General features: G+C 68.4%; 29 protein-coding genes and 1 other RNA gene. 25 read left to right on the top strand and 5 right to left on the bottom strand.

Annotated features, from left to right (window positions below):
• The 5 genes from ACESK8_RS14095 to ACESK8_RS14075 all read left to right on the top strand — a co-directional run.
• Positions 1 to 2,188: polyribonucleotide nucleotidyltransferase (locus tag ACESK8_RS14095; protein ID WP_372969181.1), on the top strand; the 2,188-nt coding region annotated here is incomplete at its 5' end.
• Positions 2,189 to 2,405: 217 nt separating this feature from the next.
• Positions 2,406 to 3,434 carry an aldo/keto reductase gene (locus ACESK8_RS14090; RefSeq protein ID WP_372969180.1) on the top strand — a complete coding sequence of 343 codons (1,029 nt, stop codon included), beginning with the start codon at positions 2,406 to 2,408 and terminating at the stop codon, positions 3,432 to 3,434.
• An 80-nt stretch (positions 3,435 to 3,514) separates the two neighbouring features.
• Entirely contained in the window at positions 3,515 to 4,117 is a 603-nt protein-coding gene (locus tag ACESK8_RS14085; protein ID WP_372969179.1) for a histidine phosphatase family protein, read from the top strand.
• Between the two features lie 59 nt (positions 4,118 to 4,176).
• Positions 4,177 to 4,917 (top strand): 4-hydroxy-tetrahydrodipicolinate reductase, encoded by a 741-nt coding sequence (dapB, locus tag ACESK8_RS14080; protein WP_372969178.1) that lies wholly within the window; start codon positions 4,177 to 4,179, stop codon positions 4,915 to 4,917.
• Entirely contained in the window at positions 4,917 to 5,351 is a 435-nt protein-coding gene (locus ACESK8_RS14075) for a hypothetical protein (protein WP_372969196.1), read from the top strand. Before dapB ends, ACESK8_RS14075 begins: the two co-directional genes overlap by 1 nt.
• A gap of 74 nt (positions 5,352 to 5,425) precedes the next feature.
• Here ACESK8_RS14075 and ACESK8_RS14070 read toward each other — a convergent pair whose 3' ends face one another.
• The 3 genes from ACESK8_RS14070 to ACESK8_RS14060 all read right to left on the bottom strand — a co-directional run bounded on the left by ACESK8_RS14070 (position 5,426) and on the right by ACESK8_RS14060 (position 6,936).
• Positions 5,426 to 5,851, bottom strand: a complete 426-nt coding sequence (locus ACESK8_RS14070) for an OsmC family peroxiredoxin (RefSeq protein ID WP_372969177.1) — start codon at positions 5,849 to 5,851, stop codon at positions 5,426 to 5,428.
• Between the two features lie 84 nt (positions 5,852 to 5,935).
• Positions 5,936 to 6,502, bottom strand: a complete 567-nt coding sequence (locus tag ACESK8_RS14065; RefSeq protein ID WP_372969176.1) for a DUF4395 domain-containing protein — start codon at positions 6,500 to 6,502, stop codon at positions 5,936 to 5,938.
• Between the two features lie 20 nt (positions 6,503 to 6,522).
• On the bottom strand, positions 6,523 to 6,936 hold the full coding sequence (locus tag ACESK8_RS14060) for a TlpA family protein disulfide reductase (RefSeq protein ID WP_372969175.1): 414 nt from the start codon (positions 6,934 to 6,936) through the stop codon (positions 6,523 to 6,525).
• A 96-nt stretch (positions 6,937 to 7,032) separates the two neighbouring features.
• Here ACESK8_RS14060 and ACESK8_RS14055 point away from each other — a divergent pair, with 96 nt between their 5' ends.
• From ACESK8_RS14055 to dapF, 18 genes are all read left to right on the top strand, one after another.
• Positions 7,033 to 7,842 carry a thymidylate synthase gene (locus ACESK8_RS14055; RefSeq protein WP_060925753.1) on the top strand — a complete coding sequence of 270 codons (810 nt, stop codon included), beginning with the start codon at positions 7,033 to 7,035 and terminating at the stop codon, positions 7,840 to 7,842.
• The gene (locus ACESK8_RS14050) at positions 7,839 to 8,315 is read left to right on the top strand and encodes a dihydrofolate reductase (protein WP_372969174.1); all 477 of its coding nucleotides are present in this window, start codon (positions 7,839 to 7,841) and stop codon (positions 8,313 to 8,315) included. Before ACESK8_RS14055 ends, ACESK8_RS14050 begins: the two co-directional genes overlap by 4 nt.
• Entirely contained in the window at positions 8,315 to 9,076 is a 762-nt protein-coding gene (locus ACESK8_RS14045; RefSeq protein ID WP_372969173.1) for an SDR family NAD(P)-dependent oxidoreductase, read from the top strand. The genes ACESK8_RS14050 and ACESK8_RS14045 overlap by 1 nt, the downstream gene beginning before the upstream one ends.
• 67 nt (positions 9,077 to 9,143) lie before the next feature.
• Positions 9,144 to 9,575, top strand: a complete 432-nt coding sequence (locus tag ACESK8_RS14040; RefSeq protein ID WP_372969172.1) for an EF-Tu/IF-2/RF-3 family GTPase — start codon at positions 9,144 to 9,146, stop codon at positions 9,573 to 9,575.
• Between the two features lie 28 nt (positions 9,576 to 9,603).
• Positions 9,604 to 10,581 (top strand): 4-hydroxy-tetrahydrodipicolinate synthase, encoded by a 978-nt coding sequence (gene dapA, locus ACESK8_RS14035; protein ID WP_372969171.1) that lies wholly within the window; start codon positions 9,604 to 9,606, stop codon positions 10,579 to 10,581.
• A 68-nt stretch (positions 10,582 to 10,649) separates the two neighbouring features.
• Positions 10,650 to 12,326 carry a ribonuclease J gene (locus tag ACESK8_RS14030; protein ID WP_372969170.1) on the top strand — a complete coding sequence of 559 codons (1,677 nt, stop codon included), beginning with the start codon at positions 10,650 to 10,652 and terminating at the stop codon, positions 12,324 to 12,326.
• 73 nt (positions 12,327 to 12,399) lie between these two features.
• Complete coding sequence (locus tag ACESK8_RS14025; RefSeq protein WP_372969169.1) at positions 12,400 to 12,894, top strand: N-acetyltransferase family protein; 495 nt, start codon at positions 12,400 to 12,402, stop codon at positions 12,892 to 12,894.
• A gap of 78 nt (positions 12,895 to 12,972) precedes the next feature.
• On the top strand, positions 12,973 to 15,711 hold the full coding sequence (locus ACESK8_RS14020; RefSeq protein WP_372969168.1) for a DNA translocase FtsK: 2,739 nt from the start codon (positions 12,973 to 12,975) through the stop codon (positions 15,709 to 15,711).
• Positions 15,711 to 16,286 (top strand): CDP-diacylglycerol--glycerol-3-phosphate 3-phosphatidyltransferase, encoded by a 576-nt coding sequence (gene pgsA, locus ACESK8_RS14015; protein ID WP_372969167.1) that lies wholly within the window; start codon positions 15,711 to 15,713, stop codon positions 16,284 to 16,286. Before ACESK8_RS14020 ends, pgsA begins: the two co-directional genes overlap by 1 nt.
• Complete coding sequence (locus ACESK8_RS14010; RefSeq protein WP_372969166.1) at positions 16,283 to 16,765, top strand: CinA family protein; 483 nt, start codon at positions 16,283 to 16,285, stop codon at positions 16,763 to 16,765. Before pgsA ends, ACESK8_RS14010 begins: the two co-directional genes overlap by 4 nt.
• A gap of 141 nt (positions 16,766 to 16,906) precedes the next feature.
• On the top strand, positions 16,907 to 17,215 hold the full coding sequence (locus tag ACESK8_RS14005; RefSeq protein WP_060925763.1) for a helix-turn-helix domain-containing protein: 309 nt from the start codon (positions 16,907 to 16,909) through the stop codon (positions 17,213 to 17,215).
• 23 nt (positions 17,216 to 17,238) lie between these two features.
• On the top strand, positions 17,239 to 17,463 hold the full coding sequence (locus ACESK8_RS14000; RefSeq protein ID WP_372969165.1) for a DUF3046 domain-containing protein: 225 nt from the start codon (positions 17,239 to 17,241) through the stop codon (positions 17,461 to 17,463).
• Positions 17,464 to 17,729: 266 nt separating this feature from the next.
• Entirely contained in the window at positions 17,730 to 18,773 is a 1,044-nt protein-coding gene (gene recA / locus ACESK8_RS13995; protein WP_060925765.1) for a recombinase RecA, read from the top strand.
• A gap of 39 nt (positions 18,774 to 18,812) precedes the next feature.
• Positions 18,813 to 19,676, top strand: a complete 864-nt coding sequence (locus tag ACESK8_RS13990) for a regulatory protein RecX (RefSeq protein WP_372969164.1) — start codon at positions 18,813 to 18,815, stop codon at positions 19,674 to 19,676.
• 83 nt (positions 19,677 to 19,759) lie between these two features.
• On the top strand, positions 19,760 to 21,307 hold the full coding sequence (miaB, locus tag ACESK8_RS13985; protein ID WP_372969163.1) for a tRNA (N6-isopentenyl adenosine(37)-C2)-methylthiotransferase MiaB: 1,548 nt from the start codon (positions 19,760 to 19,762) through the stop codon (positions 21,305 to 21,307).
• On the top strand, positions 21,304 to 22,239 hold the full coding sequence (gene miaA / locus ACESK8_RS13980; protein ID WP_372969162.1) for a tRNA (adenosine(37)-N6)-dimethylallyltransferase MiaA: 936 nt from the start codon (positions 21,304 to 21,306) through the stop codon (positions 22,237 to 22,239). The genes miaB and miaA overlap by 4 nt, the downstream gene beginning before the upstream one ends.
• Positions 22,240 to 22,294: 55 nt before the next feature.
• Positions 22,295 to 22,822: a dihydrofolate reductase family protein gene (locus tag ACESK8_RS13975; protein WP_372969161.1), complete on the top strand. Its 528-nt coding sequence runs from the start codon at positions 22,295 to 22,297 to the stop codon at positions 22,820 to 22,822.
• 87 nt (positions 22,823 to 22,909) lie between these two features.
• Positions 22,910 to 23,782, top strand: coding sequence for a diaminopimelate epimerase (dapF, locus tag ACESK8_RS13970; RefSeq protein ID WP_372969160.1), 873 nt, complete (start codon positions 22,910 to 22,912; stop codon positions 23,780 to 23,782).
• 33 nt (positions 23,783 to 23,815) lie between these two features.
• On the opposite strand, the gene ACESK8_RS13965 is transcribed toward dapF, so the two are convergent.
• Positions 23,816 to 24,457: a class I SAM-dependent methyltransferase gene (locus ACESK8_RS13965; RefSeq protein WP_060925771.1), complete on the bottom strand. Its 642-nt coding sequence runs from the start codon at positions 24,455 to 24,457 to the stop codon at positions 23,816 to 23,818.
• A gap of 68 nt (positions 24,458 to 24,525) precedes the next feature.
• Between ACESK8_RS13965 and hflX the strand changes: the two genes are divergently transcribed.
• Positions 24,526 to 26,037: a GTPase HflX gene (gene hflX / locus ACESK8_RS13960; protein WP_372969159.1), complete on the top strand. Its 1,512-nt coding sequence runs from the start codon at positions 24,526 to 24,528 to the stop codon at positions 26,035 to 26,037.
• Between the two features lie 25 nt (positions 26,038 to 26,062).
• Here hflX and ACESK8_RS13955 read toward each other — a convergent pair whose 3' ends face one another.
• On the bottom strand, positions 26,063 to 26,731 hold the full coding sequence (locus tag ACESK8_RS13955) for an SIMPL domain-containing protein (RefSeq protein ID WP_372969158.1): 669 nt from the start codon (positions 26,729 to 26,731) through the stop codon (positions 26,063 to 26,065).
• Between the two features lie 141 nt (positions 26,732 to 26,872).
• Here ACESK8_RS13955 and ssrA point away from each other — a divergent pair.
• Positions 26,873 to 26,963: a transfer-messenger RNA gene (gene ssrA / locus ACESK8_RS13950) on the top strand; the annotation flags it as partial.

Below are 26,963 nucleotides of genomic sequence, written 5' to 3'. Positions count from 1 at the left end.
CGCGCAGCAGGCTCAGGGCGCAGTCGCCGCGTACCTCGACGGCGAGACCATGCTCCTCTCGGCCACCAGCGCAGGCAAGCACCCGCGCGAGGGCTTCGACTTCTTCCCGCTGACGGTCGACGTCGAGGAGCGCTCCTACGCCGCAGGCAAGATCCCCGGCTCGTTCTTCCGTCGCGAGGGTCGCCCCTCGACCGAGGCGATCCTGGTCTGCCGTCTCATCGACCGTCCGCTGCGCCCGTCGTTCGTCGACGGTCTGCGCAACGAGGTCCAGATCGTCATCACGGTCCTCTCGATCGCTCCCGGCGAGTTCTACGACGCGCTCGCGATCAACGCGGCCTCCGCGTCGACCCAGATCTCGGGTCTCCCGTTCTCGGGTCCCGTCGCCGGCGTGCGCCTCGCGTTCATCCCCGGTCACGGAGACCATGCGGACCAGTGGGTCGCGTTCCCGACGGCCGAGCAGGTCAGCGAGGCCGTGTTCGACCTCATCGTCGCCGGTCGCGTCGTCACCAAGGCCGACGGCTCTGAAGACGTCGCGATCATGATGGTCGAGGCCGAGGCGACCGAGGGCAGCTGGAACCTGATCAAGGCCGGCGCCACGAAGCCCGACGAGGCGATCGTCGCCCAGGGTCTCGAGGCCTCGAAGCCGTTCATCGCCCAGCTCGTCAAGGCTCAGGCCGAGCTCGCTGCGTCGGCGTCGAAGGAGCCGGGCGTGTACCCGGTCTTCCCGCCGTACTCCAGCGAGGTCTACGACTTCGTGGCCGAGCGCTCCTACGACGACCTGGTGAACGTGTACCAGATCGCCGACAAGCAGGAGCGTCAGGGCAAGGACGACGAGGTCAAGGACCGCGTCAAGGCGCAGCTCATCGAAGCGGTCGAGGCAGGCAACCTGCCCGCGGGCGCTCCGCTCGAGTTCTCCGCGGCGTACAAGTCGGTCACCAAGAAGATCGTCCGCGGCCGCATCCTCACGGAGAGCGTGCGCATGGACGGTCGCGGCCTGGCGGACATCCGTCCGCTGGACGCAGAGGTGCAGGTCATCCCGCGCGTGCACGGCTCGGCGATCTTCCAGCGCGGCGAGACCCAGATCATGGGTGTCACCACGCTGAACATGCTCAAGATGGAGCAGCAGATCGACTCGCTGTCGCCCACGACGAGCAAGCGCTACATGCATCACTACAACTTCCCGCCCTACTCGACCGGTGAGACCGGTCGCGTCGGGTCGCCGAAGCGTCGCGAGATCGGGCACGGCTTCCTGGCCGAGCGCGCGCTCGTGCCGGTGCTGCCGAGCCGCGAGGAGTTCCCCTACGCGATCCGTCAGGTGTCCGAGGCGCTGAGCTCGAACGGCTCGACGTCGATGGGATCCGTCTGCGCATCGACGCTGTCGCTGCTGAACGCGGGTGTGCCGCTGCGCGCAGCCGTCGCCGGCATCGCCATGGGACTCGTGTCCGACGAGGTCGACGGAGAGACGCGCTACGCCGCTCTCACCGACATCCTGGGTGCTGAGGACGCACTCGGCGACATGGACTTCAAGGTCGCCGGTACCAGCGAGTTCGTCACGGCGATCCAGCTCGACACGAAGCTCGACGGCATCCCGTCGTCGGTGCTCGCCGGCGCGCTGACCCAGGCCCGCGACGCTCGTCTGACGATCCTCAACGTCCTGAACGCCGCGATCGACGCTCCCGACGAGATGGCGCCGACCGCGCCGCGCGTCATCAGCGTGCAGATCCCGGTCGACAAGATCGGCGAGCTGATCGGCCCGAAGGGCAAGACGATCAACGCGATCCAGGACGAGACCGGTGCGCAGATCTCCATCGAGGAGGACGGCACCGTCTACATCGGCGCGACCGACGGCCCCTCGGCTGAGGCCGCCCGCGCCCAGGTCAACGCGATCGCGAACCCGACGAACCCCGAGGTCGGCGAGCAGTTCCTCGGAACCGTCGTCAAGATCGCGACGTTCGGTGCGTTCGTCTCGCTGCTCCCGGGCAAGGACGGACTGCTCCACGTCACCGAGGTGCGCAAGCTCGCCGGTGGCAAGCGCGTCGAGAACGTCGACGACGTCCTGTCGGTCGGCCAGAAGATCCTCGTGAAGATCACGAAGATCGACGACCGCGGCAAGCTGTCGCTCGAGCCCGTGCTCGACGACGCTCCCGCAGCGGACGCCGCTCCTGCTGACGAGGCCGCTGCCGAGTAATCGGGCGCGCTTCACGACGAAGCCCGGGTCGTCCTCGCGGACGGCCCGGGCTTCGTCGTGTCCGCTGTGATCAAACCGTTATGGGAAGTTCTTGCGCCGTTCCCCTGATTGGTCGGCGAGTTCGCGGTTGTCGCCTACTCTCGAAGTACGCACCGGGGGGTGCATCCATGGCAGTGACGCAGGTCGGTACGCACCGACCGACGCGGGGGTGAGGGATATGCGGTTGTTCAGCGTAGGCGCAGGAGCGTCGGCTGAGGGTGCGCAGTCCCACGCGGCGGAGCACCCCTCAGCCCCCATCCCGATCGTCGGCCCCGGTGTCGGCGAGAACATCCGGGTTCCCCTGGGGGAGACGGGCATCGACACCTTCCCGCTGATGCTCGGTGCGGCGGAGTTCGGCTGGAACGTCGATCTCGAGACGAGCCACGGCATCCTCGATCGCTACGTCGAGTTCGGCGGCAATGCGGTCCACACCGCCGACGGCTTCTCCGGCGGGCGCAGCGAGCACATCATCGGCCAGTGGCTGCGGTCGCGCGGGCAGCGTGATCGCGCCCTGCTCAGCGTGCGCATCGGAGCGCATGCCGACAACCCGGGTCTCGGCTCGGTCAACCTCGTCCGCGCGGTCGAGGGGTCGCTGACCAGGCTCGGGGTCGACCGGATCGACGTGCTCTACCTCGATGCGACGCTCGATCGCACCACCAACCTCGAAGACACGCTCGCGACCGTCGAGTGGCTCGTCGACGCCGGCAAGATCGGCGCGCTCGGCGCCTTCGGATTCGCCCCGGAGCGCCTCGTCGAGGCCCGCATCCTCGCGTCGGCGGGCTATCCCCGCGTCGAGGTCATCGACTCGCCGTACAACCTCATCCGCCGGCAGCCGTTCGAGGGCGACCTGCGACTCGTCGCAGGGGCTCAGAACCTCGCCGTCACGCCCTCGCACGCCCTCGAGCACGGATTCCTCTCCGGGCGCCATCGCAGCAAGGCGCTGACCTCGCGAGGAGTACGCGGCGAGCAGCTGCGCGGCCATCTCAACCGGCGGGGCACGAAGATCTTGCGCGCGCTCGACCAGGTCGCCACGGAGCTGGACGTGCCGGTCGCGGCAGTGTCGATCGCCTGGCTGCTCGCACAGCGCACCATCGCCGCCCCGATCGTCAACGCGTTCGCGACGGACCACGTGGATGAGCTGATGCAGGGCGCAGGGGTCACGCTCTCGCGTGCCCAGGTCGCCGAACTCACCCGCGCCGGCAACTGAGCGTCGTCACGCCCCTGTCACACACCTGGCATAGGGTGGAGTGAATCCCGGCGGACGCTGTCGATGAAGCGAGCGAGTTTGTGACGCATTACATATATCTGGTCAGACACGGTGAACATCAGGACGCCGAACACGGTCTCGCCGACGGACCCCTTTCGCCGCGCGGTCAGCGCCAGGCGGAGCTGATCGCCGACCGGCTCTCCGGTCTGCCGCTCGACGCCGTCTGGCATTCGCCGCTGCTGCGCGCGAACGAGACGGCGCGGGCGATCGCGGCGCGCCTGCCGTCCGTCGACCCCGAGCCGACTGCGCTCCTGTTCGATTGCGTGCCGACGGGGATGACGGAGGAGACCCCCGCGTCGTACGAGCCTTTCTTCGGCTCGATCACCGAGGCGGAGCTCGAGGCCGGGCGCGCGCAGATGTTCGATGCGGTCAATGAATTCCTGGTGCGCAAGCCAGGCGACGTGCACGAAGTCCTCATCACACACAACTTCGTGATCTCGTGGTTCGTGCGCGAGGTCCTCGGGGCCCCGGAATGGCGCTGGATGACGCTCAACCAGGCGCACTGCGGGCTCACGGTGATCGCTCAGAAGCAGGGCCGCCCCTGGACACTGCTGACCCACAACGACACGGGGCATCTCCCGGTGGAACTCCGCACGGGCATCCCCGACGCCATGCCGGTCTGATTCGGTGTGCTGCGGCCCGCCGCGGCGGTCGGCGCGCTCGCGAGAAATAGACTGAACGCATGACCACGCAGGTAGCACTCGTCGGCGGAACCGGGAAGCTCGGGTCGATCATCCACGCGGTGATCGACGATCTCGAGGGCTTCGAGGTGAGCCGCGTGCTCACCTCTCAGAGCGATCTGACGGAGCTCGCGGGTGCCGACCTCGTCATCGACGCGACCACCCCCCAGGTCAGCGTCGACGTCGTGCGCGCCGCCGTCGAACGGCGCATCAACGTGCTCGTCGCGACGTCCGGCTGGTCGAACGAGCGGATCGCACTCGTTCGCCCCCTGGTGGTGGATGCCGGATCCGGCGTCGTCTTCATCCCGAACTTCTCGCTCGGCTCCGTGCTGGGGTCGGCTCTGGCTGCAGCGGCCGCGCCGTTCTTCGGGTCGGCAGAGATCGTCGAGGCCCACCACGCGGCGAAGGTCGACTCTCCGAGCGGCACCGCCGTGCGCACCGCAGAGCTCATCGCCGCCGCCCGCTCCGAACAGGGCCCGGTCAGCGCGCCGCACGCCGATCAGCGTGCCCGCGGTCAGCAGGTCGGCAGCGTGCCGATCCACTCACTGCGGCGCCCTGGTGTCGTGGCCAAGCAGGAGGTCATCCTCTCCGGCCCCGGCGAGTCGCTCACCTTCACGCACGACACCGTCGAGCCGGCGCTGGCCTATGCGCCCGGCATCCGCCTCGCCGTCCCGTTCGCCGCCGAGGCCGTCGGCGTCTTCGTCGGCCTCGAGAGCATGATCGACATCGGCATCCGGTCGTGATGTCGCGCATCGGCGTCGGCCTGATGGCCGCCGCGCTGCTGGTGTATCTCGCCGTCGCCGTCTGGCTCGCGGTGATGTTCTTCGCGGTCGGCACACCGGTGTCCATCGGGATGGGCATCGCACTCATCGTGCTCGCTCCGATCGGCGCCTGGGCGCTGGTGCGGGAGATGCAGTTCGGCTTCTCCGCCGATCGCCTCGGTCGCACGCTGGACGCCGAAGGCGGGATGCCGCCGGTCGAGACCGAGCTCACGCCGAGCGGACGGATCGCGCGGGCCGATGCGGATGCGCTGATCGCCCGCTACGCCGCGGACGCGGATGCGGCGCCCGACGACTGGCGGGCGCGATACCGTCTCGGCGTCGTCCAGGACGCGTCGGGCCGTCGCAAGGACGCGCGAGCGAGCATCCGCCAGGCGATCCGTCTCGCGCGCAGCTGACCGTCGCGCGGAGATCTGACCGTCTCGCGGAGCTGACCGTGCGGTCGCGGGGCTGACCGGGGCCGCGACTGCGATCAGGCCAGTGTCGCCTCGAGGGTGATCTCGATACCTGCGAGAGCCTGCGACACGGGGCAACCGACCTTCGCTTCTGCGGCGATCGTCTGGAAGGCCTCTGGCGTGAGTCCCGGCACGACGGCGTTGACGTTGAGGTGGCTGCCGCTGATGCCGACGCCCGGCTTGAACGTGACCGAGGCGCTGGTGTCCACGCGCTCCGGCGGGGTTCCGTTCTCCGACAGCGCGTGGGAGAGCGCCATGCTGAAGCACGAGGCGTGCGCGGCCGCGATCAGCTCCTCCGGCGTGGTCGTCGTGTCGCTGCCCTCGCTGCGGGCCTTCCAGTTGATCGGGAAGGTGCCGAGCTTGGATGAGGAGAATGCCACGGTGCCCGAGCCCTCGGCCAGGGAGCCGGTCCAGGTGGTGGTCGCTTCGCTGGTGACGGGCATGATTCCTCCGGTTCTCGCGCTGCGGGATGTGCGGGGCGCGTGTCCGGCCAGCCTACCGAGCGGCGCTCGGCGGCGGAACAGCGCTCACGCCGCGGATGCCGGGCGGCCGAGCACGCCGGCGCGCTGCAGCAGCAGGTAGAGCTGGCAGCCGAGGCAGAACGAGAACGCCGCATTGAGGAACGCGGCGATGAAGGCCGCCGCCGTCGCGAGGGGGAGCGCCCACGGCACGCCGGCGAGGTGCAGGACGAGGCCGACCGTGACGACGAAGAGCCCGACACCCTGCGCGAAGCGCGGGGGCCGCGGATCCTCGAGCTCCGTCGGAGGAGCGAGGCGGGGGCGCACGAACCGGCGGAAGACGACGCCCCACGGCGCGGTGGCGGGGGAGACGACGCTCCACAGGAAGAGCAGCGCCACGAGGAGGCTGAGGAGGAAGCCCGGGTCGAGCGCGCGTTCGGGCAGCGACGCGGCGGACACCGCCCAGGTGTGCCAATCGAGTCGCGCAGAGGCGAGAGGCTGGTAGGCGAACCAGCCGAAGGAGCGCGCCGTCGAGATGCCGATCAGTCCGAGGAAGGTGGCCGCGAGGAGCAGCACGGTCGTGATCGTGGCCGCGAACCGCGGTCCGCGAGGGTCGATGCCTGCGGGAGTCGTCATGAGTTCTCCGATCGTCCGCCTCAGACGGCGGCGAGTGCGTCGATGAGGGCGTCGCGCTGCGGAACGCCGTTGAACCGTGCGCGCACCGTCCCGGTGCCGTCGACGAGGAATGTGGTGGGCGTCTGCAGGACCCGGTACCGAGCCGACAGGTCGGGCCGACGGGTGAGGTCGACCTCCACGTGACGCAGGCCGTCGTCCGCAGCGGCGTAGCCGGTGAGCATCCGCCGTACCTGCGGGCACCGCGTGCAGACCTCGGTGCTGAACTGCACGAGCGTGGCGCGGGCGCCCAGCTCCGCGGCATCCGCGTCCGCCGGGTCGAAACGCAGGTGGCCTGCGCCGCGGCGACGTCCGTCGACGAGGCGCAGGGTCACGCCTGCCGCTGCCGCCAGCACGAGCAGTGCAAGGGCTGCGGTCAGGGCGAGCGCGGGGGACATGCCTCGAGGATAGAGGCGATGGACCGGGCCGGAGGCGGATGTGTCGCATCGTGACGATCCGGCTCCGCGGGCCCGAGGGCGGGTAGTCTGGCTGACATGAGCGCAGCCGTCCCGACGCCGTATGAAGATCTGCTCCGCGACGTGCTGGAGTCCGGCACACACAAGTCGGATCGCACCGGAACCGGCACCACGAGCGTGTTCGGTCGGCAGATCCGGTTCGATCTCTCCGAGGGATTCCCGCTGATCACGACCAAGCGCGTGCACTTCAAGTCGATCGCGTACGAGCTGCTCTGGTTCCTCCGCGGCGATTCGAATGTGCGGTGGCTGCAGGAGAACGGCGTCACCATCTGGGACGAGTGGGCCGACGACTCCGGCGATCTCGGTCCGGTGTACGGCGTGCAGTGGCGGTCCTGGCCCGCTCCGGACGGCACGAGCATCGATCAGCTCGCACAGGTCATCGAGCAGATCCGCGCGACCCCGGACTCGCGTCGCCTGATCGTGTCGGCGTGGAACCCCGCGGACATCCCCGATATGGCACTGGCACCCTGCCATGCGCTCTTCCAGTTCTACGTCGCCGACGGCAAGCTGTCGTGCCAGCTGTACCAGCGCAGTGCAGATCTCTTCCTGGGTGTGCCCTTCAACATCGCGTCGTATGCGCTGCTGACGCTGATGGTCGCGCAGCAGGTCGGGCTCGAACCCGGAGACTTCGTCTGGACGGGCGGCGACTGCCACATCTACGACAACCACCTCGAGCAGGTCCGGGAGCAGCTGACACGGGACGCCTTCCCGTATCCGACGCTGCGGCTGGGGCGCACGCCCGAGTCGATCTCGGACTACCGCTACGAGGACTTCATCGTCGAGGACTACCAGCACCACGCGCCGATCAGGGCGGCGGTCGCGGTATGACCTGGGTCGGCCTGATCTGGGCGGAGGCGCACGGCGGAGTCATCGGCGCGGAGGGCGGGATGCCCTGGAACGTTCCGGAGGATCTCGCGCACTTCAAGGAGACGACTCTCGGCGCTCCGGTCATCATGGGGCGCAAGACCTGGGATTCGCTGCCGGAGCGCTTCCGGCCGCTTCCGGGTCGCGACAACATCGTCATCACACGCCAGCAGGATTGGGCGGCCGAGGGAGCTCGTCGTGCCGCGACGGTCACCGATGCGGTACGGGGACACGAACGGGTCTGGATCATCGGCGGAGCCGAGATCTTCCGCCTCGTGATCGCCGACGCCGATCGCCTCGAGGTCACGGAACTCGACCTCGAGGTCGCGGGAGACGCCTACGCGCCGTCGAAGAGCGGGTGGCGTCTGGTCGATGAGGGGGAGTGGATGACGTCTCGGTCCGGCATCCGATACCGCTTCCTGGGATACGAGCGCTGATGCCCACCGCACTCATCACCGGCGCCAGCGCGGGACTCGGTCTCGAGTTCGCGAGGCAGCTCGCGCGACGCCGGGCGGATCTCGTCCTCGTCGCCCGTTCGATGGATGCACTCGACGAAGCCGCTGCCGCACTCCGCAGCGAGTACGGGGTCGCGGTCGAGGTGCTCGCGGCCGATCTGGCGGAGGAGGCGGACGTCGAGCGCGTGGCCGCCCGGCTCCGCGACGTGGCCGATCCGGTCGATCTGCTGATCAACAACGCGGGTTTCGGTCTGCCACTGCAGTTCGCGGACAACGACATCGACGACGAGGTGCGGCATCTGCGCGTGCATGTCGAGGCGTCGATGCGCCTCATGCACGCAGCGCTCGGGTCGATGCGCGGTCGAGGCGGGCGGATCATCAACGTCGCCTCGGTCGCGGGGTTCATCTCCCGGTCGACGTATTCGGCGTGCAAGAGCTGGCTGATCGGGTTCAGCCGCTGGGCGAACGCAGAGTATGCCCGCGACCGCGTGACCGTGACGGCTGTGTGCCCCGGATTCACCCACACGTCATTCCATGAGCGGATGGGTCTCGCCCCCGGACACGAGGGCGTCCCCTCGTTCATGTGGCTCGACGCACGCGACGTCGTGCGCGAGGGGTTGCGTGACGCTGCCCGTGGCAAGGCGGTGTCGATCCCGTCGTTGCGCTACAAGGGCATCGTCGCCCTCGCGCGGCTGCTGCCCAGCTCGCTCACATCGGGAGTCGCGCGGCGCGGACGCGTCTGATCGCGCCCGGAGGCGTCCTGGTCCGAGCCACCGAGGTCGGCACGTCGTCGCCTCTAGGATCGGACCCATGGGATGGCTGTTCGGCAGGAAGCGCGAGCCCGCGGACGCGAACGAGATGCTGCGCCGGTACAACGAGGCCGAGGCGAGACGTCTCGAAGACCTGACGTCCGCGCCCGCTTCGGGCGCTGATCTTCCGGGTGTCGGTGCGCCGATCTCGGTGTCCCTCACGTCGGCACGGTTCCCGGTGGAGGATGTCTTCACGATCACGGGCCGAGGTCAGGTGGTCACGGGTATGGCGGCCTCCGGCGTGTTCCGCGTCGACGACGACATCGCGATCCTGCGCGACGGCAGTGTCCAGGCCACGACCAGGATCGCGGGGATCGAGGTCTTCCGCGCGCACACGGACCAGACGGTCCCAGGGCAGATGTCCGGACTTCTGCTGCGGGACCGGGTGGATGTGGCCAGGGGTGATGTCATCGTGCACGCCTCGTCTGGGTGAGCGGCACCTGACCAGATACGCTGGGGGCATGACGCATTCGGGCAACCCCTTCGGACAGGTTCTCGTCGCGCTCGTCACTCCGATGACGGCCGACGGCGAAGTCGATTGGCCCGCCGTCGAGAAGCACATCGACGACGTCATCACCGCGGGTGCTGACGGCGTCGTCGTGACGGGAACGACCGGCGAGACCTCCACGCTGACGGACCCCGAGAAGCTCAAGCTCGTCGAGATCGGCAAGTCCGTGTCCGCCGGACGCGCGAAGATCATCACCGGTGGCGGGTCGAATGAGACCGCCCACGCGATCGAGCTCTACAAGGCGAGCGAGAAGGCCGGCGCCGACGGCATCATGATCGTCACGCCGTACTACAACAAGCCCACTCAGGCCGGCATCCTCACGCACTTCCGCCTGGTCGCCGACGCCACGGACCTTCCCGTGATCCTGTACGACATCCCCGGCCGCACCGGCGTGCCGATCAAGTACGAGACGATCCTGCGCCTCGCGAAGCACCCGAACATCCTCGCGGTGAAAGACGCCAAGGGCGACTTCTCCGAGGTGAGCAGGGTCCTCAACCAGACCGACCTGATGTACTTCTCCGGCGATGACGCGAACGTGCTCCCGCACCTCGCGATCGGCGCCACCGGGCTCATCGGCGTGACGGCGAACATCACCGCGACGCCCTACCGCACGATCATCGACGCCGTGAACCGCGGCGACCTCTCCACGGCCACGGCCGAGCACAAGCGCCTGGAACCGCTGGTCCGTGCCGTCATGACGCATGTGCCCGGGACCGTCGCCGCGAAGTACATCCTGCACGGACTCGGCCGCATCTCGAGCCCGCGCGTGCGTCTGCCCCTGGTCGGCCCGGAAGAGTGGGAGGCCGCCCTCATCGAGGACGAGCTCGACCTCGTCGCGGACGTCCCCGGTGCGGACTTCTCCAACTTCCGCCCCGACCGCAACGCGGCCGCGGGCGGCGCCCTGCCGAAGGTGCACGGCACGACCCGCTGAGCATCGACGCGCCGAGGCGCGTCACCACGAACGAACGGACGCGCGCAGCGTCCGACTGAGGAGACAGCATGTCCATCCCGCTCGCAGAACCCACATCGCTCGACGAAGGGACGCTGCGGGTCACCCCCCTCGGCGGACTCGGCGAGATCGGTCGCAACATGACGATCTTCGAGTTCGACGGCAAGATCCTCATCGTCGACTGCGGTGTGCTGTTCCCCGAGGAGCACCAGCCGGGTGTCGACCTGATCCTCCCGGACTTCGAGCCGATCAAGAGCCGGCTCGATGACATCGTCGGCGTCGTGCTGACCCATGGTCACGAGGACCACATCGGCGCCGTGCCGTACCTGCTCCGCCTGAAGAGCGACATCCCCGTGATCGGCTCCGGCCTCACCCTCGCCCTGGTCGAGGCCAAGCTCAAGGAGCACCGCATCAAGGCCTTCACGCTCACCGTGAAGGAGGGCCAGCGCGAGCAGGTCGGACCGTTCGACCTCGAGTTCGTCGCGGTCAACCACTCGATCCCGGATGCCCTCGCCGTGGCGATCCGCACGCCGGCCGGCCTTGTGCTGGCGACCGGCGACTTCAAGATGGACCAGCTCCCGCTCGACGGACGCATCACGGACCTGCGTGCCTTCGCACGTCTGGGCGAGGAGGGCGTGGACCTGTTCCTCGTGGACTCCACCAACGCCGATGTGCCCGGTTTCACCCCGACCGAGCGGTCGATCGGCCCCGTGCTCGACCAGGTGATCGGCAAAGCCCCTCGTCGTGTGATCGTCGCGAGCTTCTCCAGCCACGTGCACCGCGTGCAGCAGGTCTTGGATGCCGCGCACGCCCACGGGCGTCGGGTCGCGCTCCTCGGCCGCAGCATGCTGCGCAACATGACCATCGCGGAGGACCTCGGATACCTCAAGGTGCCGAGCGGACTGCTGATCGACTACAAGAAGGCACGTGACCTTCCCGACGACAAGATCGTCTACATGTCCACCGGGTCCCAGGGTGAGCCGATGGCGGTCCTCAGCCGCATGGCGAACCTCGACCACGCGATCGAGCCCGGTCCCGGTGACACCGTGATCCTCGCGTCGAGCCTCATCCCCGGCAACGAGAACGCGGTCTACCGCGTCATCGACGGTCTGACCAAGCTGGGCGCGAACGTCGTTCACAAGGCCAACGCGAAGGTCCATGTCTCCGGGCACGCCGCCGCGGGCGAACTGATCTACTGCTACAACATCCTCCGGCCCAAGAACGTGCTGCCGGTGCACGGCGAGTACCGCCACCTGATCGCGAACGCCAAGCTCGCGCAGGACACCGGGATCGCCGCCGATCGGACGATCATCGCCTCCAACGGCACCGTCATCGACCTGAAGGACGGCGAGGCGCGGGTCGCCGGTCAGCTCGACCTGGGCTTCGTCTACGTCGACGGCTCCACGGTCGGCGCGATCACGGATGCGGACCTCAAGGACCGTCGAATCCTCGCCGAGGAGGGCTTCGTGTCCGTCATCGTCGTCGTGGACGCCGCGACCGGCCGGATCATCTCCGGTCCGGAGATCCACGCCCGAGGGATCGCCGAGGACGACTCGGTCTTCGACGACGTGGCGCCCAAGATCGTCGCCGCGCTGAAGGAGGCGTCCGGCAACGGCGTCCGCGACACGCACTCGCTGTCGCAGGTCGTCCGCCGCACGATCGGGCGCTGGGTGAACCAGAAGCTGCGTCGTCGCCCGATGATCGTGCCGCTCGTCATCGAGGCGTAGTCACCGCGGGTGGCGGCACGGATTCACAGTCCGCCGTCATCCGGGTGTAACCGGCTGGCCGTAGTCTCTCTCCATGCCGGACGCCTTCTCGATCCGACCCGCCGTGCAGGCGGACGGGAGCTTCCTCGCCGACATGGTCGTCGAGGCCGCGAACTGGCGCTCGGGCGCGGCTCGGGCGCGGCACGAGATCCTGACCGCGCCCGAGCATCGCAGGTACATCAGCGGCTGGATGCGTCCTGCGGACGCCGGCGTGGTGGCCGTCGATCAGGAGGGACAGGCCATCGGTGCCGCGTGGTACCGCATGCTCTCGCAGGACGACCCCGGCTTCGGCTTCGTCGGCACGGCGGTGCCGGAACTCATCATCGGCGTCCAGCCGATCTGGCGGGCGCACGGCGTCGGGCGAGCGCTGCTGCGCGAGCTGGTGGCGCTCGCGCGCGCCCACGGCCACTCCCGACTGAGCCTGAGCGTCGAGAAGGACAACTTCGCCCGCGCGCTGTACCGGTCGGAGGGCTTCGTCGGATCCGAGCAGGGCGTCGTACGGGAGACCATGGTGCACCGCCTGGCGTGAGCCTCGCCCTTCGTGCGGAAGACGCCGGAAAGCCGCGTCATTACGGGCAATGTCGCCCTCCCGTCGTAACGTGAGAGCATGGCCAGGAGTTCCACGAAGTCAGCGCGCGCGTCCGAGAGCGCCACGCCTCGCCCCAAGAGGCAGGCAGCTCCGAAGGCTCAGGCTGCGCCGAAGAAGTACATCGACGAGCTCGACAAGCCGCCGGTCGCGGTTCGCGCATGGGGCGGCCTCGCGCACGGGGTCGGCGGGCTCTTCCGCGCGTTCGGTCCCGAGACGCTCGAGAAGGACGACCGGCGAGACGGGTTCCCGTTCCTCCTGGTCCTCCTCGCGGTCGCGGGCGCGGTCAACGAGTGGTTCTTCATCGGCAACGAGGTGGCGACCAACATCAGCGCCTATTCCGTCGGCGCGCTCGTCGGACGCGTCGCCTTCGTGATGCCGGTACTGCTGCTCCTGCTCGCCGGATGGCTGTTCCGTCACCCCTCGTCGGTCCACGACAACGGGCGCATCGGGATCGGCTTCGGCCTCTTCGTGCTCACACTCGCCGGCTTCTGCCACATCGCGGCCGGTCACGTCGATTCGGCCGGGGTGCTCGTCCGCGCGCAACCGCGGCAGGGGATGCTCGCGTTGAGCGACGCCGGGGGTCTGTTCGGCTGGATGGTCGGCGAGCCGCTCTCCTACCTGACGCCGGTGGGCGCCTACATCGTGCTGGCGCTCCTCGCGGGTCTCAGCATCCTCATCCTCACCAAGACCCCGCCGAACCGCATCGGTCAGCGCCTCGGCGACCTGTACGCCTGGATGTTCGACGCCGAGCGTGTCGAGAAGCCGGCGAAGGACGCCGCCGCGATCGACGAGGCCGACAAGTCCGACGACCCGGACGTGCTGCCCTGGTGGCGCCGCAACAAGACCGGACGAGAGGAAGACCCGGACGAGGGGACTCTCGGCTCGGACGACATCACCGCCCTGCTCACGACCTCCGAGCCGACCCCCGCCTACGACCAGGCCGTCGTCGTGGAAGATCCGTACGACGCCGCGACCGAGGTGCTCTCGGACGTGCGCGCCGTGACGGAGTCGCTGGCCGGACAGCAGTCCACGGCGCTGCTCGACGACGAGTCCGACACCGGCGAGATGCCGGAGCTGCCGGGCCTCGACGGCTTCGGGACGGCCGGTCCGGGGGACAAGGGTCCGCAGGCTCCTGTCACGCCGTACGTGCTGCCCTCGCCCGGGCTGCTCGTCGAGGGACCGCCGCCGGTCGCGCGGTCCGAGGCCACCGACAAGGTGATCGAGCAGATCACCAGCGTCCTCACGCAGTTCAAGGTGGATGCCAAGGTCACTGGCTTCTCGCGGGGTCCGACGGTGACCCAGTACGAGGTCGAGGTCGGGCACGGGGTCAAGGTCGAGAAAATCCTGCAGCTCAGCAACAACTTCGCGTATGCCGTCGCATCCAATGACGTCCGCATCCTCTCGCCGATCCCCGGCAAGAGCGCGATCGGCATCGAGATCCCCAACGCCGACAAGGAGATGGTCGCGCTCGGCGACGTGCTGCGCTCTCCGGCGGCCCACAAGAGCACGCATCCCATGACGATCGGCGTCGGCAAGGACGTCGGCGGCAACATCGTCATCGCGAACCTCGCGAAGATGCCGCACCTGCTCGTGGCCGGCTCCACCGGCTCGGGTAAGTCGAGCTTCGTGAACTCGATGATCACGAGCCTGCTGATGCGCGCGCGTCCCTCCGACGTGCGGATGGTGCTGATCGACCCGAAGCGCGTCGAACTGACCAGCTATGCCGGGGTGCCGCACCTGATCACCCCCATCATCACCAACCCGAAGAAGGCCGCCGAGGCGCTGCAGTGGGTCGTGAAGGAGATGGACATGCGGTACGACGATCTCGCGTCGTTCGGCTTCCGTCACATCGACGACTTCAACAGAGCGGTCAGGGCCAATGAGATCGATCTGCCCGTGGGCAGCGAGCGTGTCCTGAAGCCCTATCCGTACCTTCTCGTGGTGGTCGACGAGCTCGCCGACCTGATGATGGTCGCACCGCGTGACGTCGAGGATTCGATCGTCCGCATCACCCAGCTGGCCCGAGCGTCGGGTATCCACCTCGTGCTCGCCACCCAGCGTCCGAGCGTCGATGTGGTGACGGGTCTGATCAAGGCGAACGTCCCGTCCCGCCTGGCCTTCGCGGTGACCAGCGTCACGGACAGCCGGGTCATCCTCGACAGTCCGGGCGCCGACAAGCTGATCGGTCAGGGTGACGCGCTCTTCTCGCCGATGGGCTCGTCGAAGCCGTTCCGCCTCCAGGGCGCCTGGGTCGATGAGAAGGAGATCGACGCGGTCGTCAAGCACGTCACGCGTCAGGCTCGCCCCGACTATCGCGCAGACGTGCAGGAGGCACTGGAGCCGACGAAGAAGAAGGAGGTCGACGAGGACATCGGCGACGATCTCGAGCTCCTGCTGGCGGCGGCCGAGCTGATCGTCTCGTCGCAGTTCGGCTCGACCTCGATGCTGCAGCGCAAGCTGCGCGTCGGCTTCGCGAAGGCAGGCCGCCTCATGGACCTGCTGGAGTCGCGCGAGATCGTCGGTCCGTCCGAGGGATCCAAGGCGCGAGACGTGCTCGCCACCGCCGAGCAGTTGCCGCAGGTGATGGCGAAGCTGCGCGGCGAGGACGTCCCGGGAACGCCCGCCGCGGCACCCGCCGCGTCTTCGGCGATGGCCTCCGGGACGCCGCACGACCCGATCGAGTCGCAGTTCCAGGGTCTTCCCGTCGTCGAATCGGAGGGCGATGAAGACGCCTGGGGACTCACGGGGCGCGACTGATGGCCATTCCTCGGCAGCTTCCGAATGCGATCACGATCGCCCGCATCCCGCTCGCGGTCGTCTTCTTCGTCCTGCTCCTGGTCGGCGGCACCTACGGCCTGGCAGACATCGCGGTGCGCTGGATCGCCGCGATCCTGTTCATCGTCGCGATCTCCACCGACTGGGTCGACGGGTACCTCGCCCGGCGCTACGACATCGTCAGCGACTTCGGCAAGCTCTGGGATCCGATCGCCGACAAGCTGCTCACGGGTGCGGGCTTCATCGGTCTCGCGGTGCTCGGCGAGCTGCAGTGGTGGATCGTCGTCGTGATCCTGATCCGGGAGTGGGGCATCACGGTGCACCGCCTGATGGTGGCGAAAGAGCACGTGGTCGCTGCCGCCTGGATGGGCAAGATCAAGACTGCGGTCCAGGGCGTCGCCCTGTCGTGGGCGCTGCTTCCGCTGCACGTGCTCATCGGGGTGGAGGCATGGGTCCTCGTGACCGTCGTCCTGATGATCGTGGTGCTCATCCTCACCGTCGCGAGCGGGATCGACTACATCGTCGCCCAGGTCAGAGGCGCAAGGCACGCGCGGTGAGCGCGGCCGCCGAGGCTCTGTCCGCGCTCGCTGCACGGGAGTGGACCCTGGGTGTCGCGGAGTCGCTGACGGGCGGCGCCGTCGCCGCGGAGCTGGTCTCCGTCGCCGGTGCGTCGTCTGTGCTGCTCGGCGCGGTCGTCGCCTACGCGACGCCGGTCAAGCAGACGCTGCTCGGAGTCGACGGGCACCTGCTGGCGACCCAGGGCCCTGTCCGCGCCGAGGTGGCACGCCAGATGGCCGTCGGAGTCCGCCGGGCGGTGCGGGTCGACGGACGGGATGCCGACGTCGGCGTCTCGACCACCGGGATCGCGGGGCCGGACTCGCCGGACGGCCAGCCTGTCGGCACGGTGCACATCGCAGCCGTGACGCCGATCGCGTCCCGGACCGAGGCCTTCGTCTTCGCAGGCGATCGAGCCGCCGTCCGCTCGCAGGCGGTGGCTGCGGCGCTCGCGCTGCTGAGCAGACTCGCTCGGGAATAGACGACGCGCATGATCCGTTATCTCCGATGTGCTCACACCGATTGCACAGCGTGCGAAGGTAGATTTTGTGAAGGTCGGTAAGACTAGACTGGCGGTCTCATCGAGGGAGACCTCGAGAAGGCGATCTGGGAGGAGGTTCCGATGATTCTTGTACGACAGGAAATCGGCGATGTGCTGAGGGACTTCCGCCTGCAGAAGGGGCGTACGCTCCGGCAGGTTGCAAGCAAGGCGTCTGTCGCTCTCGGCTACCTCAGTGAGGTGGAACGGGGCCAGAAGGAGGCATCGAGCGAGATTCTCGCATCGGTCGCCGACGCACTCGACGTCCCGATCTCGACCATCATGCGCGAGGTCGGAGACCGCATCTCGGTCCTCGAAGGCATCCAGGTGTTCCCTGATGTCGTTCCCGACGATCTCGTCGCCTCGATCGAACCCGAGCTTTCGCTCCACTGAGCGTCTGCTCGGCCTGATCGATCATGCGTCGCAGTGAGTTCCTCCGTGCCGTCGACGATGAGTTCGGCGGACGTGCTTCTTCGCTCGTCAGCGACCTCGTCCTGACGCAGCTCGGGGGCCGCACAGCAGATGAGGCGCTGGATGTCGGCGTGCCTCCTCGTGACATCTGGCTCGCGCTCTGCGTCGAGACCGACGTGCCGATCGAGCGCCGCCATGGTGCAGGTCGTCTGGAGCCGCGCCGCCGCTGACGTGCCTCTGCGTCCATCGTCTTCGGATCCCCGACACGCTGTGCTCGGCGTGTCGTCGAAGATCTGTTCGAAACCGGCGTAGTGTTCTGCACAAGTGGTTCGGAGAGTTCGTTCTCCCCGTTTCGTGGTGCTGGTGACGCAATGTCGGAGGTGCCTCGTACGGTGAAAGCAAGCCGAAGAGCCATACGCCTTGTCGGAGAGTTCCGCCCAGCCGGGAGGACCGCGACAGCCTACAGGCGGCACCACGCGAGCATAAGGAGCACGTCATGCCATCACCCGCTGACCGCGAGAAGTCCCTCGAGACCGCACTCGCCCAGATCGATCGCCAGTTCGGAAAGGGCTCGGTCATGCGACTGGGCAGCGATGAGCGCGCTCCTGTGGCCGTCATCCCGACAGGCTCCATCGCCCTCGACGTCGCGCTCGGCGTCGGCGGTCTCCCGCGTGGACGAATCGTCGAGATCTACGGACCTGAGTCCTCGGGTAAGACGACGCTGACACTGCACGCGATCGCGAACGCTCAGCGCGCCGGCGGTATCGCCGCCTTCATCGACGCGGAGCACGCGCTCGACCCCGACTACGCGGCCAAGCTGGGCGTCGACATCGACGCGCTTCTCGTCTCGCAGCCGGACACCGGTGAGCAGGCTCTCGAGATCGCCGACATGCTCGTCCGGTCCGGCGCCATCGACCTGATCGTCATCGACTCCGTCGCTGCCCTCGTGCCGCGTGCCGAGATCGAGGGCGAGATGGGAGACTCCCACGTCGGTCTGCAGGCTCGACTGATGTCGCAGGCTCTGCGAAAGCTGACGGGTGGACTCAACCAGACGAACACCACCATGATCTTCATCAACCAGCTGCGCGAGAAGATCGGTGTCTTCTTCGGCTCGCCGGAGACGACCGCGGGTGGAAAGGCGCTGAAGTTCTACGCGTCCGTCCGGATGGACATCCGCCGCATCGAGACCCTCAAGGACGGCACCGACGCAGTCGGTAACCGCACCAGGGTCAAGGTCGTCAAGAACAAGATGGCGCCGCCGTTCAAGCAGGCGGAGTTCGACATCCTCTACGGCGTCGGCATCTCCCGTGAGGGAAGCCTGATCGACTTCGGCGTCGAGCACGGCATCGTGAAGAAGTCCGGCTCCTGGTACACCTATGACGGCGATCAGCTCGGCCAGGGTAAGGAGAACGCTCGTACGTTCCTTCTGAAGAACCCTGACATCGCGCTGGCGATCGAGTCGCAGATCAAGCAGAAGCTCGGCATCGGCGGAGCCGTCGACGCACCGGCCGACGAGCTCGCCGAGCGTCGCCCCGCGTGACCATGATCGCTCCGGGTTCATTCGCGGCAGGAGCATTCAGTGAGTGATGGCGGGGGCGAGTCCGAACAGATCGCCCCCGTCATCCCGCTGTTCGGCCGCAAGACGGCAGGTCCGTCTCCTCTGGCGGGTGAGGGTGAGGCCGACCGTGAGCCCGCCTCGCCGGGGACGACGGCGGCAGGCGGCGAGGCCGCCTGGCGTTCGACGTGGACCGAGGGCGGCGAGGTCGCAGGGAGGTCGCGTCCGATCGCCTCCCTGGAGACACAGGGTCCGAGCGATCGTCATCCTGCGCGCGGTGGGGCGCGATCAGCGCCGCGCCTTCGTGCTCTGCAGCCGCAGAGTGCCGACGACTCGCCGGCCGGCGATGAGCCTCGTATCGACCCGCAGCGGTTGCGTGAAGGAGCGGAAGAGCTCCTCGTGCGCAAGCTGAGGACGAGGTCTCTGTCTCTGTCCGAGGCTCGTCTGGTGCTCAGGGGGTACGAGCGTGAGTCGGCCAGGCTCGATCCTGCGGTCGTCGACGATGTGATCGACGACTTCTGCCGGCGCGGTTACCTTGACGACGCGATCCTGGCGGGACAGCTGGTGACCTCAGGGATCGAGCGCAAAGGCCAGGGAAGGGTCGCCCTTTCGAGGGCGCTCGCACAGCGCGGGATTCCGCGCGACGTGATCGACGCGGCTCTCGATGAGCTCCCGGACGATGACGCCGATCGCGCGCTGGAATACGCACGGACCAAAGCTCGCAGCATGGCGCGACTCGACGGTGACACCGCGTTGCGCCGCCTCGTCGGACAACTGGCCAGGCGGGGATACAACGGCTCCGTCGCGATGACGGCAGCGAAGGCGGCTCTGTCCGAGGTGACGTCCGGTCGACCGAGGTCGGGCGTCCGTTTCGTCGAGTCGGATTGACCGGCATCGCCGGGCGCCGACGATCCCGGGGCCTGTCGTGCTTCGATCACGGTGCATCGGCGCGCTCGTAGAATAGGGAGATCATGACTATCCCTCGCAGTGAGCCGACGATCATCAGCTCGTCGTCGGCAGCATTCGACCTCGACGGACGGCAGCGTTCGTACGAGGTGCGCACCTTCGGGTGCCAGATGAACGTCCACGATTCGGAGCGCCTGTCAGGGTCGCTCGAGAGCGCGGGGTATGTGCGCGCAGCCGTCGGCGACGAAGCCGACGTCGTGATCATCAACACGTGCGCCGTGCGTGACAACGCGGCGGGCAAGCTGTACGGAACGCTGGGGCAGCTCGCCGCGGTGAAGCGGCGCAAGGACGGCATGCAGATCGCCGTCGGGGGCTGCCTGGCGCAGATGGACAAGCAGGCCGTGCTCGACAAGGCACCCTGGGTCGACGTCGTCTTCGGCACCCACAACATGGGCTCGCTCCCGGGCCTCCTCGAGCGGGCGCGTCACAACGGCGACGCCGAGCTCGAGATCCTCGAGTCGCTCGAGGTGTTCCCGTCCACGCTTCCGACCAAGCGGGATTCCGCGCACAGCGGCTGGGTGTCGATCTCCGTCGGCTGCAACAACACGTGCACCTTCTGCATCGTCCCGAGCCTGCGCGGCAAGGAGAAGGACCGTCGCCCCGGCGACATCCTGAACGAGATCCGGCTGCTCGTCGACGACGGGGCGATCGAGGTCACGCTCCTCGGACAGAACGTGAACTCCTATGGCGTCGAGTTCGGCGACCGGCAGGCCTTCGGCAAACTGCTCCGCGCCGCGGGTGAGATCGACGGACTCGAGCGCATCCGCTTCACGAGCCCCCATCCTGCCGCCTTCACCGACGACGTCATCGACGCGATGGCCGAGACGCGGGCCGTCATGCCGCAGCTGCACATGCCCCTTCAGTCGGGCAGCGACCGGATCCTGAAGGCGATGCGTCGCTCGTACCGCAGCGAACGCTTCCTCGGGATCCTCGATCGGGTGCGCGAGCGGATCCCGCACGCCGCGATCACCACGGACATCATCGTGGGCTTCCCCGGCGAGACCGACGAGGACTTCGAAGACACCATGAGGGTCGTCGAGCAGGCGCGCTTCTCGAGCGCGTTCACCTTCCAGTACTCGATCCGCGAGGGCACACCGGCGGCCACGATGGAGCACCAGGTCCCCAAGGCGGTCGTGCAGGAACGCTACAACCGCCTCCTCGCCCTGCAGGAGCGGATCTCGCTCGAGGAGAACCAGAAGCAGGTCGGCCGCGAGGTCGAGGTGCTCGTCTCGACGGGGGAGGGCAAGAAGGATGCGGAGACGCACCGCCTCACAGGTCGCGGCGAGGACAACCGTCTCGTGCACTTCGAGGTCACCCCGGGGTCCGCGGTGCCGCGCCCTGGCGATGTCGTCACGGTGACCGTCACGCACGCGGCTCCCTTCCACCTGCTCGCCGACGACCCCACAGGCGCGCCGTTGCGCATCCGGCGCACCCGAGGCGGAGACGCATGGGACCGCGCGCAGGCGGACTCGTGCGCTGTGCCCGCCCCGACTGCGGACGGCGGGCCGCGAGCCGTCTCCCTGGGACTGCCGACGCTGCGCATCGGCGTGTGACCACCCCGACCGCGAGTGCGTCCGAGGCGCGTCGCCTCTGGGTGATCGTCGGCGCCACAGGAACAGGCAAGAGCGACCTGGCGCTCGATCTCGCCGAAGCTCTCCGGCGGGAGGGCAACGACGCGGAGATCGTCAACGCGGATGCGATGCAGCTCTACCGCGGGATGGACATCGGCACGGCCAAGCTGCCGGTCGACGAGCGCCGCGGCATCCCACACCACCTGTTCGACGTGAGGGAGGTTCGGGACGACGCCGCCGTGGCCTGGTATCAGCCGCGCGCGCGTCAGGCCGTCTCCGACATCTGGAGCCGTGGAGGCGACGCGATCCTGGTCGGTGGCTCGGGTCTGTACGTCTCCAGCGTGATCTACGACTTCCGGTTCCCGCCGCGCGATCCGACGGTCCGCAGGCGACTCGAGAGCGAACTCGAGACCCACGGAGCGGCCGCGCTGCTCGAGCGTCTGCGCGCGCTCGACCCCGAGACGGCGCGCCGCGTCGACCCCCGCAACGACAGGCGCATCGTCCGCGCGCTGGAGGTCATCGAACAGGGCGGTACGACCCACGGCGCGGCACTCCCGGAGAAGCCGACGCTGTGGCACACGGACACCAGGGTGTTCGGACTGCACGTCGACCGCTCCGCCCTTGTCGAACGGCTCGACGCGCGCGTCGACAGGATGTGGGAGTCCGGCCTGGCGGAGGAGGTGCGGATGCTGCGCGAGCAGGGACTCGAGGACGGCACGACTGCTCCGCGCGCCATCGGGTACGCGCAGGCGCTCGGACAGCTCGACGGTCGTCTGAGCGAGTCCGAGGCGATCGCCGAGACTCAGGCGCTCACCCGTCGCTATGCCCGTCGTCAGGTCTCGTGGTTCAAGCGCTACCCCGAGATCAGGTGGCTCGAACCGCCCGTGGACGCCGAAGCGCTCCTGCACGGGTGACGGTCTCACCCGCGGCGGCCTCGCGGATGTCCGTGGTCGGTGTCACCATGAACCCATGGCGACGCACTTCTACACGGCAAGCAGCCTCGACGGCTTCATCGCGACCGAGGAGCATTCGCTGGACTGGCTCCTGAAACAGGACATCGACCAGGACGGTCCGATGGCCTATCCGGCGTTCGAACAGACGATCGGCGCCCTCGCGATGGGCGCGTCCACGTTCGAATGGGTCATGCGCCACGAAGACGGACGCTGGGGATACACGCAGCCGACGTGGGTGTTCACTCACCGTGACCTCACGGTGCCCGAGGGCGGGGACATCCGGCTGACGAGCGGTGACGTCGCGGAGGTGCACGCCGAGATGGTCGAGGCCGCGGGGGACAAGGATCTGTGGGTCGTCGGGGGAGGAGACCTTGCCGGGCAGTTCGCGGACGCCGGACTCCTCGACGAGGTATGGGTGCAGTATGCGCCCGTGACGCTGGGGTCCGGAGCGCCGCTGCTGCCGAGGCAGCTCGACCTCGAGCTTCTCGACGTCGCGCGCAACCGCAACTTCCTCTGCGGGCGCTACCGCGTGCTGCGAGCCTGATCGCTCGACGCATCGCGCCTGATCGCTCGACACGTCGAGCCTGATCGCTCGACACGTCGAGGGGTGCCGGGCTCCTAGACTGGACGAATGGTCGCATTCACCAAGGGGCACGGCACCGGCAACGACTTCGTCATCATCGCCGATCCGGACGGCGCTCTCGAACTGACCTCGGAGCAGGTCGCCGTGCTGTGCGATCGGCACTTCGGGATCGGCGCAGACGGCATCCTGAGGGTCGTCCGCTCGGCGGCCATTCCCGATGGCGCCGGAGCGCTGGCCGAGGAGCCCGCCGCGGAATGGTTCATGGACTACCGCAATGCGGACGGCTCGATCGCGGAGATGTGCGGCAACGGCATCCGCGTCTTCGCGCACTATCTGGTCCGCTCGGGACTCGCGACGATCGAGCCGGGTTCCACGCTCCCGATCGGGACGAGGGCCGGAGTGCGCGACGTGACGCGCAGTGAGACCGGGTATCAGGTCGACCTGGGCCTCTGGAAGCTGTCCGGCGACGACCCACTCGTCACGGCCGACGGACTGCCTGTGGCTCGGCCGGGTCTCGGCATCGACGTCGGGAACCCGCACGTCGTGGTCGCGCTCGCCTCCGACGCAGAGCTCTCCTCCCTCGAGCTGCACCGATCTCCGCTGCTCGATCCCGAGCTGCCGGCGGGGGCGAACGTCGAGTTCGTCGTCCCGGGCGAGCCGCTCGTGCGGGACGGCATCGGTCACGTCACCATGCGTGTCTCGGAGCGTGGTGTGGGCGAGACCCTGAGCTGCGGCACGGGGGTCGCGGCCACGGCTCTGGCCGTGCGGTACTGGGCGGGCGACAAGGCGCCGAACCACTGGCGCGTGGAGGTTCCCGGCGGCACGCTGGGGGTCCGGATGTTCCCGGCGGAAGACGGAGAGCACGTCGCGCTGTCAGGGCCGGCGCAGCTCGTCTTCAGCGGCGAGATCGACCTGATCTGAGTCGGAGCGTCCGCGCAGGCGGAACTGACCGACTCAGACGACGGAGATCGGCTCGGTCGGGGGAGTGCCGTGCTTGCGCACCTTCAGCACGCGGTAGCCCTTGGCCGTCGCGGTGCGGTAGACACTGAATCCCGGCTGGAACGTCGCCCCGATCCAGCGCTGCAGCGAATCGGCACCGAGGTTGCGCTGCACGACCAGCCAGGCATCGCTGCGCTCATCGAGGCGCGGGATCCACTTCTCCAGCAGTCCGTGCAGCTCGTTCTTGCCGACCCTGATCGGCGGGTTCGAGCGGATCGAGCGGAACGTGACGTCGGCGGGAACATCCTGCGGCAGTGACGCGTTGACATTGGTGAGACCATGAGCCGCCGCGTTCCGGCGCACGAGATCGAGGGCTCGCTCGTTCACATCGACTGCCCACACGGTCGCGTGCGGAGCGGCAAGCGCCATCGACAGCGTGATCGGTCCCCACCCGCTTCCGAGGTCGAGAAGGTGACCTCCGGGCGGAACGGGAGGCATGTTTGCGAGAAGGACGGCAGTACCGGCATCCAGCCGATCCGGGCTGAAGACGCCACCAGCGGTTGTGACGTCCAGCTCACGGCCTGCGAGCGTCACACGGATCGTACGCAGGTTCTCGGGGCTTGCCGGGGCCGCGGTGAAGTAATGGTCGGACCCCATACCGTGAGCGTAGCGGACAGCGCGGGCTAAGGTTAAGGCTCGCAACAAAACCCAGAGATAAGGGACGGATGACGGAGACCAGCACACCCTCCACCGGTGACGAAGCAGTCGATCGCGTGCTCGCGAATGCCGAGAAGCGGACGGAGGCTCGTGTCTTCGGCGCCGCACAGGCGCTGCAGGACCAGTCGACCGCCTCCCACGCGTTCTCGGACGGCGACCAGTGGGACCTCGAGGATCGCCACGCGCTGCGGCGTGTCGGTGGACTCTCCACGGAACTCGAAGACGTCACGGAGGTCGAGTACCGCCAGTTGCGCCTCGAGAACGTGGTGCTCGTCGGCGTGTATCCGCAGGGCGCTCAGGAGGATGCCGAGAACTCCCTCCGTGAGCTCGCCGCCCTGGCGGAGACGGCCGGAGCGGTGGTGCTCGACGGCGTGCTCCAGCGACGGCCGCATCCGGATGCTGCGACTTACATCGGACGCGGCAAGGCCCAGGAGCTCAAGGAGATCGTGGCGGCCACGGGCGCTGACACCGTCATCGCCGACACCGAGCTCGCCCCCAGCCAGCGTCGTGCCCTCGAGGACGTGGTCAAGGTCAAGGTGATCGACCGGACCACCGTCATCCTCGACATCTTCAGCCAGCATGCGAAGAGCCGCGAGGGCAAGGCGCAGGTCGAGCTCGCGCAGCTCGAGTACCTGCTGCCGCGTCTGCGCGGGTGGGGTGACTCGATGAGCCGCCAGGCGGGTGGCCAGGTCGGCGCGGGCGGTGCCGGTATGGGGTCGCGTGGTCCGGGTGAGACGAAGATCGAGCTCGACAGGCGCCGCATCCGCACCAAGATGGCGCTGCTGCGTCGGCAGATCCGGGACTTCGGCCCTGCTCGCGAAGCGAAGCGGGCTGAGCGCAAGCGCAACACGATCCCGTCCGTGGCCATCGCCGGCTACACGAACGCCGGGAAGTCGAGTCTCCTGAACGCGCTCACGAGCGCCGGGGTCCTCGTCGAGAACGCCCTGTTCGCGACGCTGGATGCCACGGTGCGACGCTCGGAGACCTCGGACGGCCGCGTGTACACACTGACCGACACGGTCGGCTTCGTCCGCAACCTGCCTCATCAGCTCGTGGAGGCGTTCCGTTCGACGCTCGAAGAGGTCGGCGATGCCGACGTCGTGCTGCACGTCGTGGACGGGTCGCATCCGGATCCGGCCGGTCAGCTCCAGACGGTCCGCGACGTGATGGGCGATGTCGGCGTGCGTGACATGCCCGAGCTCGTGGTCTTCAACAAGGCTGATCTCATCGACGACGGCGACCGCCTGGTGCTGCAGGGGCTCGAGCCCAAGGCGCACTTCGTGTCGTCGCGGTCGGGGGAGGGCATCGAGGAGCTGCGTGCGGCGATCGAGGAGGCTCTCCCGAAGCCGGCGATCGAAGTGCATGCGGTGGTCCCGTACGACCGCGGAGACCTGGTGGCGGCGATCCACGAGACCGGGATGCTGTTGTCGGTGGACCACAGCGAGGAGGGCACCGTCGTGCATGCCAGGGTGTCGGAGCGTCTCGCTGCCGACCTCGCCCCGTTCGCCGCCGGAGTCTGAGACCGAGCCCGAGTCCGACCGGTCGTCAGCGCGCGAGGAATCGCGCCTCCACCGTCGCGGAGATGACGATCTCGTCGGGCTCGTACTCCATAGAACCGCCTCCGGCGTCCGCGGACATGAGTGCGGCGCCTCGCGCCTTCGCCATGCCGGCCATGGGCTGAGCGGGCGTGGGCGCGATGAGCCCGACATCGGCGATCTCGAGCGGGACGACGTCGCCGAGGCCCAGCGCCGTCGCGTACGCCTGCGCCCGTGCGACGGCGACCCTGACCGCCTCGGCGGCCACCTCGCGCTCCACACGCGCCGTGGTCTGCGGAGTCAGGTGCCAGTCGACCCAGCCGAGCTCGACGCCGTCCCACGGCGAGACGTCCGACACCCAGATCGAGAGCTCGGATGCCTCGGCGAAGGTCGCGGTCAGATCGATGCTCGCGTAGTACACGGGTGCCAGCCGCTTTCCCTCGTTGTTCCAGGGGCGTTCGGCGCGCACCGACAGTCGCTTGCTGCTCCAGTCCACGACCGAGCCGCCCTCCTGGCGCTCGGTGATGCTCTCGCGCACGGGCTCGGCGAGTCGCATGACGCGATCGACGACGGCCGCACGCTCGGGGCCTTCGGCTCGCACGCTGACGCGGATGGTGGCGCGTTCGGGGGCGAGACGCGCTTCGTGCTCGCCGCGGACGGTGACGGTGACATCGCTCATGGGGCGACTCTACGCGAGCACCGCGAGAGGCGGGGAATGGCGTCGGGCCTCGGGACGTTGTAGTCTATGAGGCTCGGGGACTCCGGTTCCCGAGTTGGAAACTCCACAGTGTGACAGCGGCTCCTTCGAGAGAAGGACCACGGGGCTGATCGGTTTCGACAGCGCCTGTGAATCCACGAGAAGCGGGCCGAGGATGCAGAGTTATCTCGTAAACGCTCTCTGCAAAAAAATA

The sequence above is a fragment of the Microbacterium sp. genome (assembly GCF_041641055.1).
In the GTDB taxonomy this organism is placed as follows: domain Bacteria; phylum Actinomycetota; class Actinomycetes; order Actinomycetales; family Microbacteriaceae; genus Microbacterium.
Note: the sequence above shows the minus strand (reverse complement) of the source record. Positions and strands in the feature narration are given on the sequence as shown.

What these genes read in the sequence shown, in the direction of transcription:
- ACESK8_RS14090 (WP_372969180.1), top strand. Translation starts at nt 2,406, where the DNA reads ATGCGGTTGTTCAGCGTAGGCGCAGGAGCGTCGGCTGAGGGTGCGCAG.
- dapB (WP_372969178.1), top strand. Translation starts at nt 4,177, where the DNA reads ATGACCACGCAGGTAGCACTCGTCGGCGGAACCGGGAAGCTCGGGTCG.
- ACESK8_RS14075 (WP_372969196.1), top strand. Translation starts at nt 4,917, where the DNA reads ATGTCGCGCATCGGCGTCGGCCTGATGGCCGCCGCGCTGCTGGTGTAT.
- ACESK8_RS14070 (WP_372969177.1), bottom strand. Translation starts at nt 5,851, where the DNA reads ATGCCCGTCACCAGCGAAGCGACCACCACCTGGACCGGCTCCCTGGCC.
- ACESK8_RS14065 (WP_372969176.1), bottom strand. Translation starts at nt 6,502, where the DNA reads ATGACGACTCCCGCAGGCATCGACCCTCGCGGACCGCGGTTCGCGGCC.
- ACESK8_RS14060 (WP_372969175.1), bottom strand. Translation starts at nt 6,936, where the DNA reads ATGTCCCCCGCGCTCGCCCTGACCGCAGCCCTTGCACTGCTCGTGCTG.
- ACESK8_RS14055 (WP_060925753.1), top strand. Translation starts at nt 7,033, where the DNA reads ATGAGCGCAGCCGTCCCGACGCCGTATGAAGATCTGCTCCGCGACGTG.
- ACESK8_RS14050 (WP_372969174.1), top strand. Translation starts at nt 7,839, where the DNA reads ATGACCTGGGTCGGCCTGATCTGGGCGGAGGCGCACGGCGGAGTCATC.
- ACESK8_RS14045 (WP_372969173.1), top strand. Translation starts at nt 8,315, where the DNA reads ATGCCCACCGCACTCATCACCGGCGCCAGCGCGGGACTCGGTCTCGAG.
- ACESK8_RS14040 (WP_372969172.1), top strand. Translation starts at nt 9,144, where the DNA reads ATGGGATGGCTGTTCGGCAGGAAGCGCGAGCCCGCGGACGCGAACGAG.
- dapA (WP_372969171.1), top strand. Translation starts at nt 9,604, where the DNA reads ATGACGCATTCGGGCAACCCCTTCGGACAGGTTCTCGTCGCGCTCGTC.
- ACESK8_RS14030 (WP_372969170.1), top strand. Translation starts at nt 10,650, where the DNA reads ATGTCCATCCCGCTCGCAGAACCCACATCGCTCGACGAAGGGACGCTG.
- ACESK8_RS14025 (WP_372969169.1), top strand. Translation starts at nt 12,400, where the DNA reads ATGCCGGACGCCTTCTCGATCCGACCCGCCGTGCAGGCGGACGGGAGC.
- ACESK8_RS14020 (WP_372969168.1), top strand. Translation starts at nt 12,973, where the DNA reads ATGGCCAGGAGTTCCACGAAGTCAGCGCGCGCGTCCGAGAGCGCCACG.
- pgsA (WP_372969167.1), top strand. Translation starts at nt 15,711, where the DNA reads ATGGCCATTCCTCGGCAGCTTCCGAATGCGATCACGATCGCCCGCATC.
- ACESK8_RS14005 (WP_060925763.1), top strand. Translation starts at nt 16,907, where the DNA reads ATGATTCTTGTACGACAGGAAATCGGCGATGTGCTGAGGGACTTCCGC.
- ACESK8_RS14000 (WP_372969165.1), top strand. Translation starts at nt 17,239, where the DNA reads ATGCGTCGCAGTGAGTTCCTCCGTGCCGTCGACGATGAGTTCGGCGGA.
- recA (WP_060925765.1), top strand. Translation starts at nt 17,730, where the DNA reads ATGCCATCACCCGCTGACCGCGAGAAGTCCCTCGAGACCGCACTCGCC.
- miaB (WP_372969163.1), top strand. Translation starts at nt 19,760, where the DNA reads ATGACTATCCCTCGCAGTGAGCCGACGATCATCAGCTCGTCGTCGGCA.
- ACESK8_RS13975 (WP_372969161.1), top strand. Translation starts at nt 22,295, where the DNA reads ATGGCGACGCACTTCTACACGGCAAGCAGCCTCGACGGCTTCATCGCG.
- dapF (WP_372969160.1), top strand. Translation starts at nt 22,910, where the DNA reads ATGGTCGCATTCACCAAGGGGCACGGCACCGGCAACGACTTCGTCATC.
- ACESK8_RS13965 (WP_060925771.1), bottom strand. Translation starts at nt 24,457, where the DNA reads ATGGGGTCCGACCATTACTTCACCGCGGCCCCGGCAAGCCCCGAGAAC.
- hflX (WP_372969159.1), top strand. Translation starts at nt 24,526, where the DNA reads ATGACGGAGACCAGCACACCCTCCACCGGTGACGAAGCAGTCGATCGC.
- ACESK8_RS13955 (WP_372969158.1), bottom strand. Translation starts at nt 26,731, where the DNA reads ATGAGCGATGTCACCGTCACCGTCCGCGGCGAGCACGAAGCGCGTCTC.